This is a genomic window from Micromonospora sp. NPDC049366 (assembly GCF_044466625.1).
Classification (GTDB): domain Bacteria; phylum Actinomycetota; class Actinomycetes; order Mycobacteriales; family Micromonosporaceae; genus Micromonospora.
This window is the reverse complement of record NZ_JBITMV010000001.1, coordinates 475,500-492,701: the sequence shown is the minus strand read 5'-3', so window position 1 is coordinate 492,701 and position 17,202 is coordinate 475,500. Positions and strand designations below refer to the sequence as shown.

Here is a 17,202-nt window from a genome sequence, read left to right as displayed (position 1 = left end):
GGATCAGCGGGCGGCGAGGTCGAGCAGGATCTGCGGTGCGAAACCGACCACCAGGGCGGCAACCGTCGCCACGGCGAGCACCACGGCGACCGTCCGGGCGGCGGCGGCCGGCGCGCCGGGCACGCTGACCGGCGCCGCCTCGGGGGTCAGCGGCGCGTACAGGCTCGCGGCCACCCGCAGGTAGTAGGCGAGGCCGATCACCGCGTTCACCGCCACCACCAAAGCGAGCCAGGCCGCCCCGCCGTCCAGCAGCGCGCGTACCACCGTCACCTTCGCGAACAGGCCGGCCAGACCGGGCGGCAGCCCGGCCAACCCGATGAGGGCCAGCGCCAGCCCGGCACCGATCCAGGGCCGGCGGCGGGCCGCGCCGCGCAGGTCGTCCAGGGCGCCGCCGTCGGCGTCCGCCGGGCGCAGGGCGGTCACCCCGGCGAAGGCGGCCAACTCCAACAGCACGAAGAAGACGGCGTACGCGACGGCCGCCGCGTACGCGCCGGCGCGGGCCTCCCCGGTGCGGCCGGCGGCGAGCGCCAGGGCGCCCAGCGGGGCCAGGATGTAGCCGGCCTGGGCCACCGACGACCAGGCGAGCAGTCGGACCGTCCGCCGCTGGCGCAGCGCCACCAGGTTGCCCACGGTCATCGTCAACACCGCGAGCAGGGCCAGCACCGGGCCGGTCCGGTCCGCCGGCAGGGCCGTCCCGACCACCGCGAGCAGCGCCACCACCCCGCCGAGCTTCGACGCCGTCGACAGGTACGCGGCCACCGGCAGGGGCGCGCCGTCGTACGTGGCCGGGGCCCAGGCGTGGAACGGCACGGCCGCGACCTTGAACGCCAGCCCGACGACGAGCAACGCGACCGCCGCCGCGGTCAACGGCAGATCGTGCAGCTCCGGACGCTCACCGAGCAGGACACCGAGCCGGCCCAGGTGCAGGGTGCCGCCGACCGCGTAGAGCAGCGCCGCGCCGAGCAGGCTGACCGTGGTGGCCACCACGCTGACCACGAAGAAGGTGACCGCCGCCTCGGCGCTGGCCAGGCTGCCCCGGCGCAGCCCCACCAGCACGTAGAGCGGCAGGGTCAGCGTCTCCAAGGCGACGATCAGCGTGATCAGGTCACCGGCCGCGCCGAGCACCACGCCGCCGGTCATCGAACAGGCCAGCAGGAAGGCGTACTCGCCCGTCGGCGCCCGACCTGCTCGCAGGTGCCCGCCGGAGAGCCCGAGGACCCCGAGCGTGAGCAGCGCGAACACCGCCGCGACCAGGCCCGCCCGGTCCCCGAACACGAACGAGCAGTCCCCGGCGACGCAGAACGTCCGCCGCTCGCCGCCGGCCGCGACCAGCCCCGCGCCGACCGCGGTGGCGACCGCGCCCACGGCGGCCACCGCGAGGGTGGCGCGCGGCCGGGCGAACAGCAGGTCGGTGAGGAGCACCAGCAGGGCCGTTCCCGCCGCCAGGTAGGCCGGCAGCAGCGCCACGTTGTCCACGCTCTGCACCGCGCTCACCGGAACACCGCCTTCACCAGGGCGTCCACCGGCGCCTCCGCCACGCCCAGCACCAGCGCCGGGGCCAGCCCGATGGCGAGCGCGAGCAGCACCAGCGGTGTCCACGCGGTCAGCTCCGCGCCGGCCAGGCCGGGCGTCAGCCGGCCCACCGCCGGGCTGGGCCGACCGTGGCTGACCTGACGCAGCAGCCGCAGGAAGTACGCGGCGGTGAGCGCCCCGCCCACCGCCGCCAGCACGCCGAGGGTGGTCCAGAGCGCACCGCCCACCTGGACCGCCGCGATCACCGCGAACGCCTCGCCCCAGAAGCCGGCCAGCCCGGGCAGGCCCAGCGACGCGACCGCCGCGAAGCCGAGCAGCCCCGCGAGCCGGGGCGCGGTCTCCCGCAGCCCGGACAGGTCGGCGAGCGCGCCGGTGTGCGTACGGTCCTTGACGGCTCCGGCCAGGAAGAACAGCAGGCCGGTGATCACGCCGTGCGCCACGTTGCCGATCAGCGCGGCCTGGAGGCCGGTGGTGGTGAGCGTGGCGACCCCGAGCAGCACGAAGCCCATGTGCCCGACGCTGGAGTACGCGATCAGCCGCTTCAGCTCGGTCTGGGCGAGGCAGACCAGCGAACCGACCAGGATCGCCGCGACCGCGAGCACCCCGAGCACCGGCGCGGCCCAGCGGGCGCCCTCGGGAGCCACCCCGACCGCCACCCGGATCAGCCCGTACGTGCCCATCTTGAGCAGCACCCCGGCGAGCACCACGCTGCCGACGGTGGGGGCCTGGGTGTGCGCGTCCGGCAGCCACGAGTGCAGCGGCCAGAGTGGGCTCTTCACCGCGAACGCGAGCGCGAGCAGGGTGAACGCGGCGAGTTGGGTGCCCCGGGACAGCCCGGCGCCGCCGGTCAACGCCACGACGTCGGCGGTGCCCGCCGCCGACACCACCACGTAGACGCCGACCAGCAGCAGCACCGAGCCGAAGAGCGTGTACAGCGCGAACTTGCGGGCCGCCCGACGCCGGTCCTCGCCACCCCAGCCGGCGATGATCGCGTACATGGGCAGGAGGACGACCTCGAAGAAGAGGAAGAACAGCACCAGGTCGAGCGCCAGGAACGTGCCGAGGATGCCGACCTCGACGACCAGCAGCAGCGCCACCAGGGCGCGGCCGCTGCCGCCGGCCGGCACCCGGGCGAGCGTGTAGCCGCAGCAGAGCAGGGTCAGCAGGGCGGTCAGCACCACCAGGGGGTAGGAGATGCCATCCACGCCGAGGTGGAAGCGCAGGTCCAGACCGGGCACCCACGGCAGGTCCAGCTGGTGCCACGGGCGCACCGCCGGCGCGGTGGCGGACCAGGCGAACCAGCCCCGGTCCCCGGCGGCCAGCGGCAGCGCGGCGAGCAGCGTCAGGCCCGCCGCCACCGTGCCGACGAGCCGGGCCACCCGGTCGGCGCGCGTCGCGACCACCGCGACCGTGCCGAGCGCCGGCACCGCGAGCACCGCGACCAGCAGGAACTGACCGACCGTCATGCGTTCGCTCCGATCAGGGCGGCGGCCAGGCCGATCAGCAGGGCCCCGGCGAGCACCCCGGCGGCGGCGCGGGGCAGCGCGGCGCGGTGCAGGGCGGCCAGCGCCGCGCCCAACCCGGACGCCGCCCGACCGCTGCCCTCGACAGCACCGTCCACCACCACCTCGTCACCGGTGCGCGCGACGTGGGCGAGCGCCCGGACGGGACGTACGACGAGGGCGTGCTGGACGTCGTCGAGCCGGAACGCGCGGGCGAGGACCGGCCGCAGCGGGCCCAGCGCGGTCGCCGGGTCGGCGGCCGGGTCCCGCCGCCAGCGGCCCCAGGCCAGCCCGGCGCCGACCAGCAGCAGGAGCAGCGGCAGCAGCAGCGACGGCGTGAGGTGGACCAGCGGCTCGGGCGGCAGGAGATCCGACGGGTGTTCCCGGGTGGCGGGCGGCTCCGTCACCAGCCGGGCGGTGAACGCGCCGGCCAGTCCGGCAAGACCGAGCAGCGCGGCCGGGACGGCGAGCAGCAGCAGCGGCCAACGCAGCGTGCCCGGCGGGTCGTGCGGATGGACCAGCGGGACGCGGGCGTCGCCGAAGAAGGCGCGCAGCAGCAGGCGGGTGGCGTACCAGGCGGTGACCGCGACACCGACCAGCCCGGCGAGCCAGACCAGCCAGCCCACCCAGGCGGGGGTCGGGCCGTCGCCGTCCAACGCGGCGGCCTGCGCCACGGCGAGCACGCCGTCCTTGCTCCAGAACCCGGACAGCGGCGGCAGCCCGGCCAGCGCGCCCAGCCCGACGACCGTGCACCAGAACGTCACCGGCATGGTGCGGCGCAGCCCACCCATCCGGGACATCAGCGTCGTGCCGACCGCGTGGATGACCGCGCCGGCGGCGAGGAAGAGCAGCGCCTTGAAGGCCGCGTGGGTGAGCAGGTGGAACAGCGCGGCAGCCGGCGAGCCGACCGCGAGCGCGCCGGTCATGTAGCCGATCTGGGAGACCGTCGACCAGGCGAGCACCCGCTTGATGTCGTCCTGCGCGGTGGCGGCGAACGCGCCGAGCAGCAGCGTGATCGAGGCCAGCACTCCGAGCACGGTCAACGCGACCGGCGCGGCGGTGAAGAGCGGGTAGAGGCGGGTGACCGCGTACACGCCGGCGGCCACCATCGTCGCGGCGTGGATGAGCGCGCTGATCGGCGTCGGGCCGGCCATCGCGTCGGGCAGCCAGGTGTGCAGCGGGAACTGGGCGCTCTTGCCGGCCACCCCGGCGAGCAGCAGCAGGCAGGCGGCGGTCAGCATGCCGGGCGAGTGCGGGTGGGCCAGCACGTCGGCGATCCGGAAACTGCCGGCGGAGACGCCGAGCAGCGCGATGCCGAGCAGGAACCCGACGTCACCCACCCGGGTGACGAGGAACGCCTTCATCGCGGCGGTCGGCGCCTCGGGGAGCCGACGGTCGTGGGCGATCAGCAGGTAGGAGCAGAGGCCCATCACCTCCCAGCCCACCAGCAGCAGGATCAGGTCCCCGGAGACCACCACCAGCAGCATCGCCGCGGTGAAGAGGCTGATCTGGGCGGCGTACGGCGGGTAGCGGTGGTCGACGTCCACGTCGTCGTGCGGACCGCGCTTCAGGTAGCCGATCGAGTAGACCTGCACGGCCAACGCGACCGCGGCGACCGCCACGGCCACCAGCGCCGCCGCGCCGTCCAGCCGGACGCCCAGGGTGACCGCGAGCCCGCCCAGGTCGACCCAGGTGGTGGACGCCTCGACCGGCCCGTCCAACGTGGCCAGCAGGGCGACCGCCAGCACCAGGGCACCGGCCGCGCCGGCCACCCCGAGGGTGATCGCCGCCCGCCGGGCACGCTGTTCGACGTCGACGCCGTCGCCGCCCAGGCCGCGCGGCGACGGCGGCAGCAGCAGGCCGGTCAGACCCGCCACCAGCGGTACGACCGGCAGCAACGCGCCGAGGACCGTGGCCGTGCTCACCGCTGCTCCCCCGGCCCGGTCTGCCCGCCGGACGCCCCACTCGCAGCGGCGGGCACGGCGGCGGCCGGCACCGGCGCGACGGCCGGCGGCTCCGCGAGCGGCACCTCGTCGACGGCCACGGTGGCGCGCAGCCGGTAGAGCTGGAGCACGATGGCCAGACCCACCCCGACCTCGGCGGCGGCCAGCACGATCACGAACAGGGCGAACACCTGACCGCTGTGCGGCAGCACCGCCCGCACCGTCGTGTCGGCGGTGACCAGGATCAGGTTGACCGCGTTGAGCATCAGCTCCACGGCCATCAGGACCAGCACCGCGTTGCGGCGGCGCAGCACGCCGTACGCGCCCAGGCCGAACAGCAGCGCCGCCGTGACGTACGGGATCACCGGCCTCACCGCGGCGCCTCCATCCCCCGCCCGGCCGGGCCGGACCGGCCGATGTCCGGCCGGGACAGCACGACGGCGCCGACCAGTGCGGCGAGCAGCAGCACGGAGAGCACCTCGAACGGCAGCACCCAGCTGCGGAAGATCTCCCCGCCGATCCGCTCGGCGGTCCCCGCCTCCGGCAGGTCCACCGCCGTCCAGCGGTACGCGTCGACCAGCAGCGCTGCCAGCCCCAGCCCGCTGCCGCCGCCGATGAGCGCGGCCGGCCAGCCGGGACGGTCGAGGTCGTCGGAGGCGCCGATGGGCGCCCGGGTGAGCATCACCGCGAAGAGCAGCAGCACGACGACCGCGCCCACGTAGATCAGCACCTGCACCCAGGCCACCAGCTCGGCGGTGAGCACCAGGTAGTCGCCGGCCAACGCGCCGAGGCAGACCACCAGGTAGAGGCCGGCGCGGACCAGGTGCTTCGTGGTGACGACCAGCACCCCCGCGCCGACGGCGACCGCGCCGAGGGCGACCAGCAGCACGTCCGCGCCGGTCACGGCGTCCCCTCGCCGGGGGCGGGCTCGGGGCGTACGGCCGGGGCGGTGGGCCGGGCGGCGGGGACCGCGGCCTTCCGGGCCGCGCTGGTCTCCTCCTTGGCCGGCTCGCCGTTGCGGTCGTGCGCGGGCGGCGGTGGGACGGTGCCCATCCACTGGCCGAGGTGGTCCTTGTCGTGCAGCAGGTCCTTGATGTCGTACTCGGCGTACTCGAACTCCGGCGACCAGTAGAGCGCGTCGAACGGGCAGACCTCGATGCAGATGCCGCAGTACATGCAGAGCGAGAAGTCGATGTCGAACCTGTCGAGCACGTTGCGCTGCCGGGGGCGGGCGGCGCCGGGCACCGCCACCTCCTCCTTGTGCGAGTCGATGTAGATGCACCAGTCCGGACACTCGCGGGCGCAGAGCATGCAGACCGTGCAGTTCTCCTCCAGCAGTGCGATCACCCCGCGGGAGCGGGGCGGCAGCTCGGGGGCGACGTCCGGGTACTGCTGGGTGGTGGAGCGCCGGGTCATCGTCTTCAGCGTGACCGCGAGCCCCTTGACCAGGCCCGCGCCGGGCAGCCCGCGCTCGCCGGCGCCGGCCTGCGGTGCGCTGTGCTCGCTGGGGTCGCTCATGCCGACCATCCTGCCCTGTGCCCCGGGCGCGCGCGACCACCCCCCGAGGGCCGGTGGCGGTACCGTGGGTGCGGGGAGAACGACACACCGGGAAGGACCCGCCCATGACCGCCGCGCTGCAGAGCGACTACCCGCCCGACGGTGGGTGGACGACGGACGATCTGGACGCGCTGCCTGAGGACGGCCACCGCCGGGAACTGCTCGATGGTGTGCTCTTGATGTCCCCCTCCCCCACCCGCACGCACCAGACCATCGCCGGCCGGCTGATGGTCGCGCTCGAAGCGGAGTGCCCCGACGACTACGACGTCACCCAGGGGGTCGAGGTGCGGATCAACCGCACCCGCTCCTTCATCCCGGACGTGCTGGTGACGACCGCGGCCGCCGCGGCGCGGGAACCGTCGCGGTACGAGCCGCACGAGGTGGTCCTCGCCGTCGAGATCGTCTCCCCGAACACCCGCTCCATCGACCGGGTGTTGAAGCCGACGCTCTACGCCCAGGCCGGCATCCCGTTCTACTGGCGGATCGAGACCGAGGGCGTCGGGTTGGAGTTCGTCACCTACCGGATCGACGCGGCGAACGAGGTCTACACCGAGACGGGGCGGTGGACGAAGTTCGTCGACACCGGCGAGCCGTTCCCGGTCAACCTGCCGGTCAGTCGGATCACGCCCCGGCGCCGCTGACACCCCCGACCGGCGGGATCATCTCGACGCCGAGCTGCTGCAGGAGTTGGAACAGCTCGTTGCAGCTCCACACGTCGACGATCCGGCCCGCCCCGTCGAAGCGCAGGAAGCTCGCGCCCGAGTAGCTGACCACCTGACCGGTCGGCGGCACCGGGCCGAACCGCCCGACCTGCGTGCCGGCCGCCCGCCAGTGGACGGCCACCCGGTCCCCCGCCGCGACCAGGTCGACGATCTTGTAGCGCAGGTCCGGGAACGCCGCCCGGCGGTCCCGGTGCCAGGCCAGCGTGGCGTCCGGGCCCGTCCCGCCGAGCCCCGGGCACTCCGGGCCCACCAACTCGTACGCGGACTCCTCCCGGCCGGCGTTCCACACGTCGGCGACGAAGCGCCGGGCGACGGCCTCCACATCGGTCATCGGAGCAGCGTAGCCAGCGTCGTCCGGCCGGCCGGCCGGAGATCCGCCATGATGGGGCGGGGAGCAGGATCCCCGCCACGGGCCGCCGGCCGGGTCGGCCACCGCATCGGCGGACGGGGCGGGCCACGACCGAGGAGGCGACGTGGGCGAGACCGGCGGCAAGTACGTGGAGCCCGGTGGCGAGTTCACCCGCGACCAGCGCTACATCGCGACCCGGATCACGGCCGACGGGCGGGACGGCTACCCGGTGACGGCCGGGCGCTACCGGCTCGCGGTCAGCCGCGCCTGCCCCTGGGCCAACCGGCTGATCATCGTCCGGCGCCTGCTCGGCCTGGAGGACGCGATCTCGATGGCGGTCGCCGGCCCCACCCACGACGCCCGGAGCTGGACGTTCGACCTCGATCCGGGTGGCAGGGACCCGGTGCTCGGCATCGAGCGGCTCGCCGACGCGTACTTCGCGCGGTTCCCCGGCTACGACCGGGGCATCACGGTGCCGGCGATCGTGGACGTGCCGACCGGCCAGGTGGTGACCAACGACTACGCGCGGATGAGCCTGGACCTGTCCACCGAATGGACCGCGTACCACCGCGACGGCGCGCCGGAGCTCTACCCGGAGCGGTTGCGCGCCGAGATCGACGAGGTCAACGACGTCGTGTTCCGGGACGTCAACAACGGCGTCTACCGGTGCGGGTTCGCCGGTAGCCAGGAGGCGTACGAGTCGGCGTACCGGCGGCTCTTCGACCGGCTCGACTGGCTGAGCGAGCGGCTGGCCGACCGGCGGTACCTGGTCGGGGACACGATCACCGAGGCGGACGTACGGCTGTTCACGACGCTGGTCCGCTTCGACCCCGTCTACCACGGGCACTTCAAGTGCAACCGCCAGAAGCTGACCGAGATGCCGGTGCTGTGGGCGTACGCGCGGGACCTGTTCCAGACCCCCGGCTTCGGCGACACCATCGACTTCGACCACATCAAGCGGCACTACTACGAGGTGCACCGGGACATCAACCCGACCGGGATCGTGCCCCTCGGACCGGACCTGTCGAACTGGCTCACCCCGCACGGCCGGGAGGCGCTGGGCGGGCGCCCGTTCGGCGACGGCACCCCACCCCCGCCGCCACCGGAGAAGGAGCGGGTCGAACCGACGCACACGCCGCTGCGCTGAGCGCCCGCTACAGGGCGACGCGGACGGCAGCGGTCAGCACCAGCTGGGCCAGGGACGCGGGGACCAGCACCAGCCAGCAGAGCCGCTGGAGCTGGTCCTCGCGCAGCCGCGGGTACGACACCCGCAGCCAGATGATCACGAACGCGACGGCGAAGACCTTCAGCAGCGTCCACAGCCAGCCGAGCTGCGCGTCGGCGAACGGCCCCTGCCAGCCGCCCAGGAACAGCACGGTGGTGAGCGCGGCGATCACGACGATGCCCACGTACTCGGCGAGCAGGAAGAACGCGAAGCGCAGCCCCGTGTACTCGGTCATGTAGCCGAAGACCAGCTCGGAGTCGGCGACCGGCATGTCGAACGGCGGGCGACGGATCTCGGCGAGCCCGGCGATGAAGAACACGACCATCGCGGGCGCCTGCCAGATCAGCCACCAGGGCTGCCACGCCTCGACGATGCCGGAGAGGCTGAGCGTGCCGGCGGCCATCGCCACCGAGGCGGCGGCCAGCACCAGCGGCAGCTCGTAGCCGAGCAGTTGGGCCGCGCCGCGCAGCCCGCCCAGCAGGCTGTACTTGTTGGCCGAGGCCCAAGCCGACATCAGCACCGCCACCACGCCCACGCCGACCACGGCGAGGACGAAGAACAACCCGATGTCCAGCGGCTGGCCGACCAGGTCGTCCGGGCCGAGCGGGATCACCAGCAGGACGAGCAGGTAGGGCACCAGCGCCACCGCCGGGGCCAGCCGGAACACCGCCCGGTCGGCGTCGCGCGGGGTCACGTCCTCCTTCTGCACGAACTTGATCCCGTCGGCGACCAGCTGGGCCCAGCCGTGGAACGCGCCCGCGTACATCGGGCCCAACCGGCCCTGCATGTGCGCCATCACCTTGTGCTCGGCCTGCCCGACGAGCAGCGGCAGCGTGAGGAAGGCGACCAGCACGCCGCCGACCCGGATCACCAACTCCAGCCAGAGCGGCATCAGCCCGCCTCCTCCGCACCGTCCGGCCGCTCCCCACCGCCCTGCGGCGGCGCCGCAGGGCGGCTCCCCGCCGGGCCGTCGCCCGCCGCCGGGCCGGAGGTCCCGGAGGCCGGCCGGGGGGTACGCGTCGGGCGGGCGCCGGGGGCCGGGCGGGCCGGTCGTTCCCGGGCCGGGCGGGCCGGAGTGCCGCCGCGCGGCCCCTCCCCCACGCCACCGGCGCCGGCCGGGGTGGGGGTGGTGCCCCACTCACCCGGTGCGGGTACGCCCGGCGGCCGGATCGGTCGACGGCCACCGCCCGCCTCCGACTCGCCCGGTTCCTTCGCCCCCGGCCAGGGCTTCGCCACCCGGGAGGCGAGCACGAACTCCTTGCGCAGCGGGTGGCCCTCGAACTCCGGCGGGAGCAGCAGCGGACGCAGCTCGTGGTGGCCGGTGAAGTCGATGCCGAACATCTCGTGCGTCTCCCGCTCGTGCCAGGCGGCACCGGGGTAGACGTCGACGACGGAGGCGACCGCGGGCGCCTCCCGGGGCACCCGGGCGCGCAGCAGCACCCCGTGCCGGTGGCGGGTCGACCAGAGGTGGGCGACCACGTCGAACCCGTCGGCCAGCTCGTCGACGGCGGAGAGCCAGTCGAAGTAGTCACAGGCCAACTCCCCGTCGTCCCGCGCGACGAGCAGGGCCGAACGCCAACTCGCCGCCGGCACGTCGACGGTGGCGCGGGTGTGCCGCTGACCGCCGGAGATCGACGGGGTGACCTCGGCCGGCGCGAGCAGCGCGGCCATCCGGCGGCCGACCTCTTCCGGAGTCATGCCGCTGATCCTAGGACCGCGAACGCCCGGCCGCGCCGGGCCGTCCGCGCCGTCCGTGGGGCATCTGTCGCTTTACGGGGCGCGAGCCGGGCCGGCACGCCAAGATGTGAACCGTGCGCGCTGTGACTGTGATCCCCGGAGTCGCCGATTCGCTGGCCCTGGACGAGAACTATCCGGAACCGGCGGCGGAGGAGGGCGCCGTCCTGGTCGAGGCCGTGGCCGTCGGTATCTGCGGCACGGACCACGAGATCATCGCCGGGCACTACGGCGAGGCGCCGCCGGGCGAGCGCCGCCTGGTGATCGGGCACGAGTCGCTGGGCCGGGTGCTGGAGGATCCGACCGGCGCACTGCAGCCCGGTGACCTCGTCGCCGGTGTCGTACGCCACCCCGACCCGGTGCCCTGCACCAACTGCGCGGTCGGCGAGTGGGACATGTGCCGCAACGGCCGCTACACCGAGCACGGCATCAAGGCGCTGCCCGGTTTCGCGCGGGAACGCTGGCGGGTCCGGCCGACCTTCGCGGTGCCGCTGGACCCCGCCCTCTCCGACGTCGGGGTGCTGCTCGAACCGACCAGCGTGGTGGCGAAGGCGTGGGACCACATCGAACGCATCGGGCACCGGGCGGAGTGGCAGCCGCAGAGCGTCCTGGTCACCGGGGCCGGGCCGATCGGCCTGCTCGCCGCCCTGCTCGCCAGTCAGCGCGGGCTCTCCGTACACGTGCTGGACCTGGCCACCGACGGTCCCAAGCCGGAGCTGGTGCACGCGCTCGGCGCGACGTACCACTCGGTGCCGGTCAACGACCTCGATTTCGAGCCGGACGTGGTGGTCGAGTGCACCGGGGCGCCGACGGTGGTGCTGGACGTGATGTGCAAGGCCGCGCCGACCGGCATCGTCTGCCTGGCCGGCGTCTCCAGCGGCGGCCGGACCATCGACTTCGACGCGGGCGCGCTCAACCGGGCGCTGGTGCTGGAGAACAACGTGGTCTTCGGCTCGGTGAACGCCAACCGGCGGCACTGGGAGCTGGCCGCCGAGGCGCTGGCCCGGGCCGACCGGCACTGGCTCAGCACCCTGATCAGCCGTCGGCTGCCGGTGTCCCGCTACCAGGAGGCCTACCAGCCGGGGCCGGACGACATCAAGGTGGTCCTGGACTTCGCCGTGTGATCCGTCGCCGGATCAGATGCCGGGCAGCCGGCCGTTGCGGAACAGGTCCACGAAGAGCTGATGGTCGGTGCGGGCGCGGACCCCGTACTCGTGGGCGAACTCCGCGAGGTGGGTGACGAAGCCGGGCTCGTCGCGGTCGACCACCGCCACGATCGCCTCCTCGGTGGAGTAGTCGACCAGGTCGTGGCTGGACTCGTCGTCGGCGACGGAGTGCATCCGGGCCACCGCCCGGCCCAGGTCGCCCAGGATCCCGGCCAGCTCCTCCGGCTCGTTGACGTCCGCCCAGTCCAGGTCGGCGGCGTACGGGGAGACCTCGGCGACGAGCTGACCGGCCCCGTCCAGCTCGGTGAAGCCCAGCCACGGGTCGGCATGCGCCTGCAACGCCCGCTGCGACTCGGCCGTCCGGTGGCCCTGGTGCTGGAAGTAGCCGCGTACGGTCTCGTCCGGGATGTGCCGGGCGACCGCCGGCACCTGGGCCTGCTTCATGTAGATGACGACGTCGTTCTCCAGCGCCTGCGTGTGCCCCTCCAGCAGCAGGTTGTACGACGGCAGCCCCGCCGAGCCGATGCCGACGCCCTTGCGCAGCACCACGTCCTTGATTCGCGCCTCCACCGGGCGCAGCTGCGCCGAGGAGACCGGCAGCGTGCCCAGGTAGTCGTGGAAGGCGGTGAGGACACGCTCGCGGGTGCTCCCGTCGATCTCGAACACCCCGTCGCCGAGGGAGAACCGCCGCTCATAGTTGTCGATCGTGGTCTGCGCGGCGAGCAGGTCCACCCGCGTGTTGAGCCGTGCCTGCTGGAGCACCCGGCGGAGCACCCCGTCGGCATTGTCGAGGGTGATCGAGCCGATCGCGTCGTCCCCGCCGGCGGCGATCGCCCGCAGCTCCGTCAGGTAGGACCGGGCGAAGGCACCGACCAGGTCACTGATCACCTGGTCGGAGAGCGCCTTGGCGTAGCCGAGCAGGGCGACGCTGGCGGCGAACCGCCGCAGGTCCCAGGTGAACGGCCCGACGTACGCCTCGTCGAAGTCGTTGACGTTGAAGACCAGTTGGCCGGACGCGTTCATGTAGGTCCCGAAGTTCTCGGCGTGCAGGTCACCGTGGATCCACACCCGGCCGGTGCGCTCGTCGAGGAAACGGTCGTCGGTGAAGTCGCCGCGCTGGTCGGCGTAGAAGAGCGAGGCGCTGCCCCGGTAGAACGCGAACGGCGACGCGGCCATCTTGCGGAACTTGCGACGGAAGGCGGCCGGGTCGAGCGTCATCGACGCCCCGAACTCCTCGGTCAGGACGTCGATGATGAAGGCGGATCGCTGGTCCGCGGAGGTGCTCATGCTGCGCACGCTAGTCCCGGACCGCCAGCCGGGAGAGTCGGACGACCGGTCAACCTGCCGGTGGGCGTACGGGTGGAGCGGTGAGCGACTCGACCGAGCGGGGGGCGGCGCCGTCGCGGGGTGCGGTGTCGACGGGGGCGGCGAGCGCGTCCGGTCGGGGCACCCCGCCGACGCCGGACTGCTCGGCGGCGATCTTCTCCTGCAGGCGCAGGATGCCGTGCAGGAGCGCCTCGGGCCGGGGCGGGCAGCCGGGCACGTAGACGTCCACCGGGATGAGCTGGTCGACGCCCTTGGTCACCGAGTAGGAGTCCCAGTAGGGGCCGCCGCAGTTGGAGCAGGCGCCGAACGAGATGACGTACTTCGGCTCGGGCATCTGGTCGTAGAGCCGCTTGATGGCCGGCGCCATCTTGTCGGTGACCGTGCCGGAGACCACCATGAGATCGGCCTGCCGCGGGCCGTGGGCGAACGGGATCACGCCGAGTCGCATGAAGTCGTGCCGACCCATGCTGGTCGCGATGAACTCGATCGCGCAGCAGGCCAGGCCGAAGTTGAACACCCAGAGCGAGTAGCGGCGGCCCCAGTTCAGCACGAACCGGATCGGCTCGCCGAGCACCGCCGGTAGCTGCACCTCGCCGTCTCCCTCCCGTGTCCCCGATTCGACAGTCAACCACAGGGTCGGCGACGGGAGGCGGGTGCAACCGGTCTACCGGGCCGGACGTGTGACGGCCGTACCGCGACCACGGCCACGTCAACGGGGAGGATCAGATGACGGTGACGAAGGAACCGAGGCTCGGTGAGCCACCACCCGAGGACACCGTGCCGCGCGCGGAGCGCCCCGACGGGGTCGACTTCGACGCGATCTACCACGCGCACTTCCGGTCACTGACCGTGCAGCTGACCGCGTACTGCGGCGACCTGTCACAGGCGCAGGACCTGGTGCAGGAGGCGTTCTGCCGCGCCTTCGCCCGCTGGTCCCGCGTCTCCCGCTACGACGACCCGGTCGCCTGGGTCCGCCGGGTCGCCTGGAACCTGGCCACCACCCGGTGGCGGCGATTGCGGACCGCCCGGTCCTGGTTGAGCCGTCAGCGGGAGGAGACCGTGCCCGGCCCCGGCCCCGACCGGGTCGCGTTGACCGCGGCGCTGGCACTGCTGCCGCTCCAGCATCGGCGAGCGGTGGTCCTGTACCACCTGGCCGACATGTCCGTCAGTGAGATCGCGAGGCAGGAGGGGGTGGCGGAGGGCACGGTCAAGTCCTGGCTGCACCGCGGTCGGGCCGCGCTGGCGACCCACCTGACCACCACGAAGGAGGTGAACGACAATGAGTGACCCGCAGGAGATCCTGGTCGACGGCGAGCTGAACGCGTTCCGCGAGGCATACGTTCCGACGGTGCGGCCGCCCGGCACGGGCGAGGTGCGGCGGACCGTACGACGCCGCCGGCGGACGGCCGTGGTCGCGGCTGCCGTCGCGGTGCTGGCGGTGGCCATTCCGGTCGGCGCGAACGCGGCCCTCGACGGGCGGCCCACGCCGCCCGGACCGGCCCAGACCGGCGATCCGACCCCGTCGGCGCCGACTCCGCCGCCGACCCCGTCCGCATCGGCGACGCCCAGCGCGACCCCCGCCACCCCGGCGGCGCCGGACGGGCGCATCACCCGCGCCCGACTCCTCGCCGCCCGGGTCGACCTGCCCGCCTGGCAGACGGGCGTCCCGGGAACCTGCACCACCAGGGACGTGCGGCTGCGCGAGCCGCAGCGGGAGTACCTCCCGGAGGTGCGCGGCGACCTCCGCTACGGCGACCTGGACGACGACGGGGCCACCGAGACGGTCGCGCTCGTGGCGTGCCGCTACGGCGAGGCGAGCGCGAAGCAGGTGGTGGCGTTCGACCGTGACCGCGACGGCCGGATCGTGACGCTGGGCCGGGTGATCGGCACCCGGGAGGACATGGACGACATCACCGCGTTCTCGGTGGAGGCCGGCGGCGTGGTCCGGGTGCAGGTGGCCGACATCCAGCCCTGCTGCGGCACCCCCGCGTGGTCACCCCAACGGCAGTGGCGCACGTACAAGTGGACGGGCGAGCGGTTCGACCAGACCAGCGGGCCGACCCGGTTCGGGGCGGATCCCCGGCTGACCGACCTCACCCTGAGCGCGGGTGACCTCCGGCTCAGCCCGACGGACGAGAGCGGTCAGCGGATCGCCTTCGTGACGGTCACCGTCGTCAACAAGGGACCGGTGGACGTGCCCCGGCTCGGGTTCGCCAGGTTCGACACGATCGGTGAACCCACCGGTGGAACTCTCACGCGATGCCGAGCGGTGGACGGGGACGGTTCCGGCGCGTGCCTGCTGGACCCGCTGGCCGCCGGGGGACGGAAGACGTACACCTTCGAGTTCCGGTACGGGCCGGAGGTCCGCACCATCCGGCCGCAGCTTCAGGTGATCCATTTCGACGCGCAGGACCGCTACTGGGCGGACCGGAAGCGGCAGGACAACACGGTCGAGCTGAACGTGGTGTCCTGAGGGCACCCGTGGTCGCGGGGCACCAGCGGCCGTCGACGATCGGGGTGGGCCCGGCCGGAGCTTCCCGGCCGGGCCCGCACGCTAAAGCGAAGAAACCTCCTTTAATTTACAGATCTCTATACATATGGTCGTTGATACCGCACGCGCGCTATGCCCAGGTGGGGCGTTGGAGCAGGCCCACGAACTCGATCAGCAGCCGCTCCCGCAGCGCCGGTGGGGCCGCGTTGAGCAGGGCGTTCACCGGGGCCATCCGCTCCGGCACCGGCGGCCCGGCCGCCGCACCGCCGCCCGTCTCGCCGCCGCCCAGGCCCAGACCGGCGGCGAGGCCGGCGACCAGTTCCGGGGTGAGCGCGTCCGGCGTCAGGCTGCCGGCGAGGGCGACCAGCTCCCGCGGCAGCGCGACCGGTCCGGCCGTCCGGGCCGCCACGACCGCGTCCGCCAGGTCGGGGCCGAACTCCGCCACCCGGGGCGCCACGGCGGCGGTCACCGTGAGGTGCACGCTGGCCGGCAGGCCGGCGTACGTGAGCTGCGGCTGGGTGTGCCAGCCCCGGGCGGTCAGCTCGTCGACCAGCACGAAGAGGTCGAGCCCCGGGTCGGTGACCGTGAAGCAGACCACTGTCGACTCCGGCTCGGCCATCAGCCGCAGCCCGTCGACGCCCCGCACCGCCCCGGCCAACGCGGTCACCGCGTCCCGGGTCAGGGCCGCGAGCCGCAGGTAGCCGTCGTCGCCGAGGTGCCGCAGCGTGGCGTACGCGGCGGCGATCGGCCCGCCGGAGCGCGTCGAGGCGATCGTCGGGTTGATCATCGTGTAGCCGGGCCAGTCGGCGTACGCGAAGTACTGCGGTGCCCGCAGCGTCGGGTCGCGGTGCAGCAGCACCGAGACGCCCTTCGGGGCGTACGCGTACTTGTGCAGGTCGACCGAGATCGAGGTGACACCGGGCACGGCGAAGTCGAACGCCGGCACCGGCGCGCCGAGCCGCCGCAGGTACGGCAGCGTCCAGCCGCCGAAGCAGGCGTCCACGTGACAGCGCACCCCGACCGCCTCGGCCGCCGCCGCGATCTCCGCGACCGGATCGACGACGCCGTGCGCGTACGACGGGGCGGAGCAGGCGACGAGCACGGTGTCCGGCCCGATCGCGGCGGCCACCTCGGCGGGGTCGGGGCGCAGCGTCTGCGGGGAGACCGGCACGACGTCCAGCGCCACCCGCAGGTAGTGCGCCGCCTTGGCGAAGGCCGCGTGCCCGCTCGCCGGCACCACGATCCGCGGTGCGGTGATGTCGGGGCGGGCGTCCCGGGCGGTCTTGACGGCCAGGATCAGGGACTCGGTCCCGCCGCTGGTGACGCTGCCCACGGCGTCCGGCGCGGCGCTGCCCGGGCCGGCGCCGAGCAGCCGGGCGGCCGCGCCGACGAGGGCGTTCTCCATGGCCAGCAGGGACGGGAAGGCCGTCGGGTCGAGCCCGTTGACGTGCGCGCTCGCCGCGTACGCCGCGGCGGCCAGTTCGTCGAGCCCGGGCACGGCGGGGTCGTAGACGTACGCGAACAACCGCCCCCCGTGCGTGGGCCGGTCGGCCGCCCGCAACGCCGCGATCTCGTCCAGCACCCGCGGCGCGGGAACTCCTCGCTCCGGCAGGGCGCTGAAGCCCCCGGTCTCCTCGTCGATCATGGAGTTGCG

Annotated in this window: 17 protein-coding genes; 5 read left to right on the top strand and 12 right to left on the bottom strand. The window is 74.0% G+C overall.

Annotated elements, in window-relative coordinates; translation table 11 throughout:
- Positions 1-3: 3 nt before the first annotated feature.
- Genes ACIBTV_RS02290 through ACIBTV_RS02265 form a run of 6 tightly spaced genes read right to left on the bottom strand, consistent with a single transcriptional unit; the run spans position 4 to position 6,505 of the window.
- Positions 4-1,494: an NADH-quinone oxidoreductase subunit N gene (locus ACIBTV_RS02290; RefSeq protein WP_396701495.1), complete on the bottom strand. Its 1,491-nt coding sequence runs from the start codon at positions 1,492-1,494 to the stop codon at positions 4-6.
- Positions 1,491-2,999, bottom strand: a complete 1,509-nt coding sequence (locus tag ACIBTV_RS02285) for a NuoM family protein (protein ID WP_396701493.1) — start codon at positions 2,997-2,999, stop codon at positions 1,491-1,493. Before ACIBTV_RS02285 ends, ACIBTV_RS02290 begins: the two co-directional genes overlap by 4 nt.
- A complete protein-coding gene (locus ACIBTV_RS02280) occupies positions 2,996-4,960 on the bottom strand; it encodes an NADH-quinone oxidoreductase subunit L (protein ID WP_396701491.1) in 1,965 nt (654 codons plus the stop codon). Before ACIBTV_RS02280 ends, ACIBTV_RS02285 begins: the two co-directional genes overlap by 4 nt.
- Positions 4,957-5,352, bottom strand: coding sequence for an NADH-quinone oxidoreductase subunit NuoK (gene nuoK, locus ACIBTV_RS02275; protein WP_396701489.1), 396 nt, complete (start codon positions 5,350-5,352; stop codon positions 4,957-4,959). Before nuoK ends, ACIBTV_RS02280 begins: the two co-directional genes overlap by 4 nt.
- Positions 5,349-5,882 carry an NADH-quinone oxidoreductase subunit J gene (locus ACIBTV_RS02270; protein WP_396701487.1) on the bottom strand — a complete coding sequence of 178 codons (534 nt, stop codon included), beginning with the start codon at positions 5,880-5,882 and terminating at the stop codon, positions 5,349-5,351. Before ACIBTV_RS02270 ends, nuoK begins: the two co-directional genes overlap by 4 nt.
- A complete protein-coding gene (locus tag ACIBTV_RS02265; RefSeq protein WP_396701485.1) occupies positions 5,879-6,505 on the bottom strand; it encodes a NuoI/complex I 23 kDa subunit family protein in 627 nt (208 codons plus the stop codon). Before ACIBTV_RS02265 ends, ACIBTV_RS02270 begins: the two co-directional genes overlap by 4 nt.
- A gap of 95 nt (positions 6,506-6,600) precedes the next feature.
- Between ACIBTV_RS02265 and ACIBTV_RS02260 the strand changes: the two genes are divergently transcribed.
- A complete protein-coding gene (locus tag ACIBTV_RS02260) occupies positions 6,601-7,176 on the top strand; it encodes a Uma2 family endonuclease (RefSeq protein ID WP_396701483.1) in 576 nt (191 codons plus the stop codon).
- Here the strand turns inward: ACIBTV_RS02260 and ACIBTV_RS02255 are convergent.
- Entirely contained in the window at positions 7,157-7,588 is a 432-nt protein-coding gene (locus ACIBTV_RS02255; protein ID WP_396701481.1) for an ester cyclase, read from the bottom strand. The two genes, ACIBTV_RS02260 and ACIBTV_RS02255, sit on opposite strands and share 20 nt — an antisense overlap.
- A 142-nt stretch (positions 7,589-7,730) precedes the next feature.
- Here ACIBTV_RS02255 and ACIBTV_RS02250 point away from each other — a divergent pair, with 142 nt between their 5' ends.
- Positions 7,731-8,753 (top strand): glutathione S-transferase family protein, encoded by a 1,023-nt coding sequence (locus tag ACIBTV_RS02250; RefSeq protein WP_396701480.1) that lies wholly within the window; start codon positions 7,731-7,733, stop codon positions 8,751-8,753.
- 7 nt (positions 8,754-8,760) lie between these two features.
- On the opposite strand, the gene nuoH is transcribed toward ACIBTV_RS02250, so the two are convergent.
- Both nuoH and ACIBTV_RS02240 read right to left on the bottom strand, forming a co-directional pair.
- Positions 8,761-9,723, bottom strand: coding sequence for an NADH-quinone oxidoreductase subunit NuoH (gene nuoH / locus ACIBTV_RS02245; protein ID WP_396701478.1), 963 nt, complete (start codon positions 9,721-9,723; stop codon positions 8,761-8,763).
- Positions 9,723-10,529: an NADH-quinone oxidoreductase subunit C gene (locus tag ACIBTV_RS02240; protein ID WP_396701476.1), complete on the bottom strand. Its 807-nt coding sequence runs from the start codon at positions 10,527-10,529 to the stop codon at positions 9,723-9,725. Before ACIBTV_RS02240 ends, nuoH begins: the two co-directional genes overlap by 1 nt.
- A gap of 113 nt (positions 10,530-10,642) precedes the next feature.
- Between ACIBTV_RS02240 and ACIBTV_RS02235 the strand changes: the two genes are divergently transcribed.
- Positions 10,643-11,689, top strand: a complete 1,047-nt coding sequence (locus tag ACIBTV_RS02235; RefSeq protein WP_396701474.1) for a glucose 1-dehydrogenase — start codon at positions 10,643-10,645, stop codon at positions 11,687-11,689.
- A 12-nt stretch (positions 11,690-11,701) separates the two neighbouring features.
- On the opposite strand, the gene ACIBTV_RS02230 is transcribed toward ACIBTV_RS02235, so the two are convergent.
- Both ACIBTV_RS02230 and ACIBTV_RS02225 read right to left on the bottom strand, forming a co-directional pair.
- On the bottom strand, positions 11,702-13,018 hold the full coding sequence (locus ACIBTV_RS02230; RefSeq protein WP_396701472.1) for a DUF2252 domain-containing protein: 1,317 nt from the start codon (positions 13,016-13,018) through the stop codon (positions 11,702-11,704).
- Positions 13,019-13,067: 49 nt separating this feature from the next.
- Complete coding sequence (locus tag ACIBTV_RS02225) at positions 13,068-13,646, bottom strand: NADH-quinone oxidoreductase subunit B (RefSeq protein WP_091594840.1); 579 nt, start codon at positions 13,644-13,646, stop codon at positions 13,068-13,070.
- Between the two features lie 137 nt (positions 13,647-13,783).
- On the opposite strand from ACIBTV_RS02225, the gene ACIBTV_RS02220 reads away from it, so the two are divergent.
- Together ACIBTV_RS02220 and ACIBTV_RS02215 are read left to right on the top strand one after the other, a co-directional pair.
- Positions 13,784-14,344 carry an RNA polymerase sigma factor gene (locus ACIBTV_RS02220; RefSeq protein WP_396701470.1) on the top strand — a complete coding sequence of 187 codons (561 nt, stop codon included), beginning with the start codon at positions 13,784-13,786 and terminating at the stop codon, positions 14,342-14,344.
- Positions 14,337-15,530 carry a hypothetical protein gene (locus ACIBTV_RS02215; RefSeq protein ID WP_396701468.1) on the top strand — a complete coding sequence of 398 codons (1,194 nt, stop codon included), beginning with the start codon at positions 14,337-14,339 and terminating at the stop codon, positions 15,528-15,530. The genes ACIBTV_RS02220 and ACIBTV_RS02215 overlap by 8 nt, the downstream gene beginning before the upstream one ends.
- Positions 15,531-15,678: 148 nt before the next feature.
- Here ACIBTV_RS02215 and ACIBTV_RS02210 read toward each other — a convergent pair whose 3' ends face one another.
- Positions 15,679-17,193: a pyridoxal phosphate-dependent decarboxylase family protein gene (locus tag ACIBTV_RS02210; protein ID WP_396701466.1), complete on the bottom strand. Its 1,515-nt coding sequence runs from the start codon at positions 17,191-17,193 to the stop codon at positions 15,679-15,681.
- Positions 17,194-17,202: the final 9 nt, after the last annotated feature.

Excerpts from the sequence above, each read along its gene's own strand:
- ACIBTV_RS02265 (WP_396701485.1), bottom strand. The coding sequence starts at position 6,505 with ATGGTCGGCATGAGCGACCCCAGCGAGCACAGCGCACCGCAGGCCGGC.
- ACIBTV_RS02260 (WP_396701483.1), top strand. The coding sequence starts at position 6,601 with ATGACCGCCGCGCTGCAGAGCGACTACCCGCCCGACGGTGGGTGGACG.
- ACIBTV_RS02255 (WP_396701481.1), bottom strand. The coding sequence starts at position 7,588 with ATGACCGATGTGGAGGCCGTCGCCCGGCGCTTCGTCGCCGACGTGTGG.
- ACIBTV_RS02210 (WP_396701466.1), bottom strand. The coding sequence starts at position 17,193 with ATGATCGACGAGGAGACCGGGGGCTTCAGCGCCCTGCCGGAGCGAGGA.
- ACIBTV_RS02220 (WP_396701470.1), top strand. The coding sequence starts at position 13,784 with ATGACGGTGACGAAGGAACCGAGGCTCGGTGAGCCACCACCCGAGGAC.
- ACIBTV_RS02215 (WP_396701468.1), top strand. The coding sequence starts at position 14,337 with ATGAGTGACCCGCAGGAGATCCTGGTCGACGGCGAGCTGAACGCGTTC.
- nuoH (WP_396701478.1), bottom strand. The coding sequence starts at position 9,723 with ATGCCGCTCTGGCTGGAGTTGGTGATCCGGGTCGGCGGCGTGCTGGTC.
- ACIBTV_RS02240 (WP_396701476.1), bottom strand. The coding sequence starts at position 10,529 with ATGACTCCGGAAGAGGTCGGCCGCCGGATGGCCGCGCTGCTCGCGCCG.
- ACIBTV_RS02230 (WP_396701472.1), bottom strand. The coding sequence starts at position 13,018 with ATGAGCACCTCCGCGGACCAGCGATCCGCCTTCATCATCGACGTCCTG.
- ACIBTV_RS02285 (WP_396701493.1), bottom strand. The coding sequence starts at position 2,999 with ATGACGGTCGGTCAGTTCCTGCTGGTCGCGGTGCTCGCGGTGCCGGCG.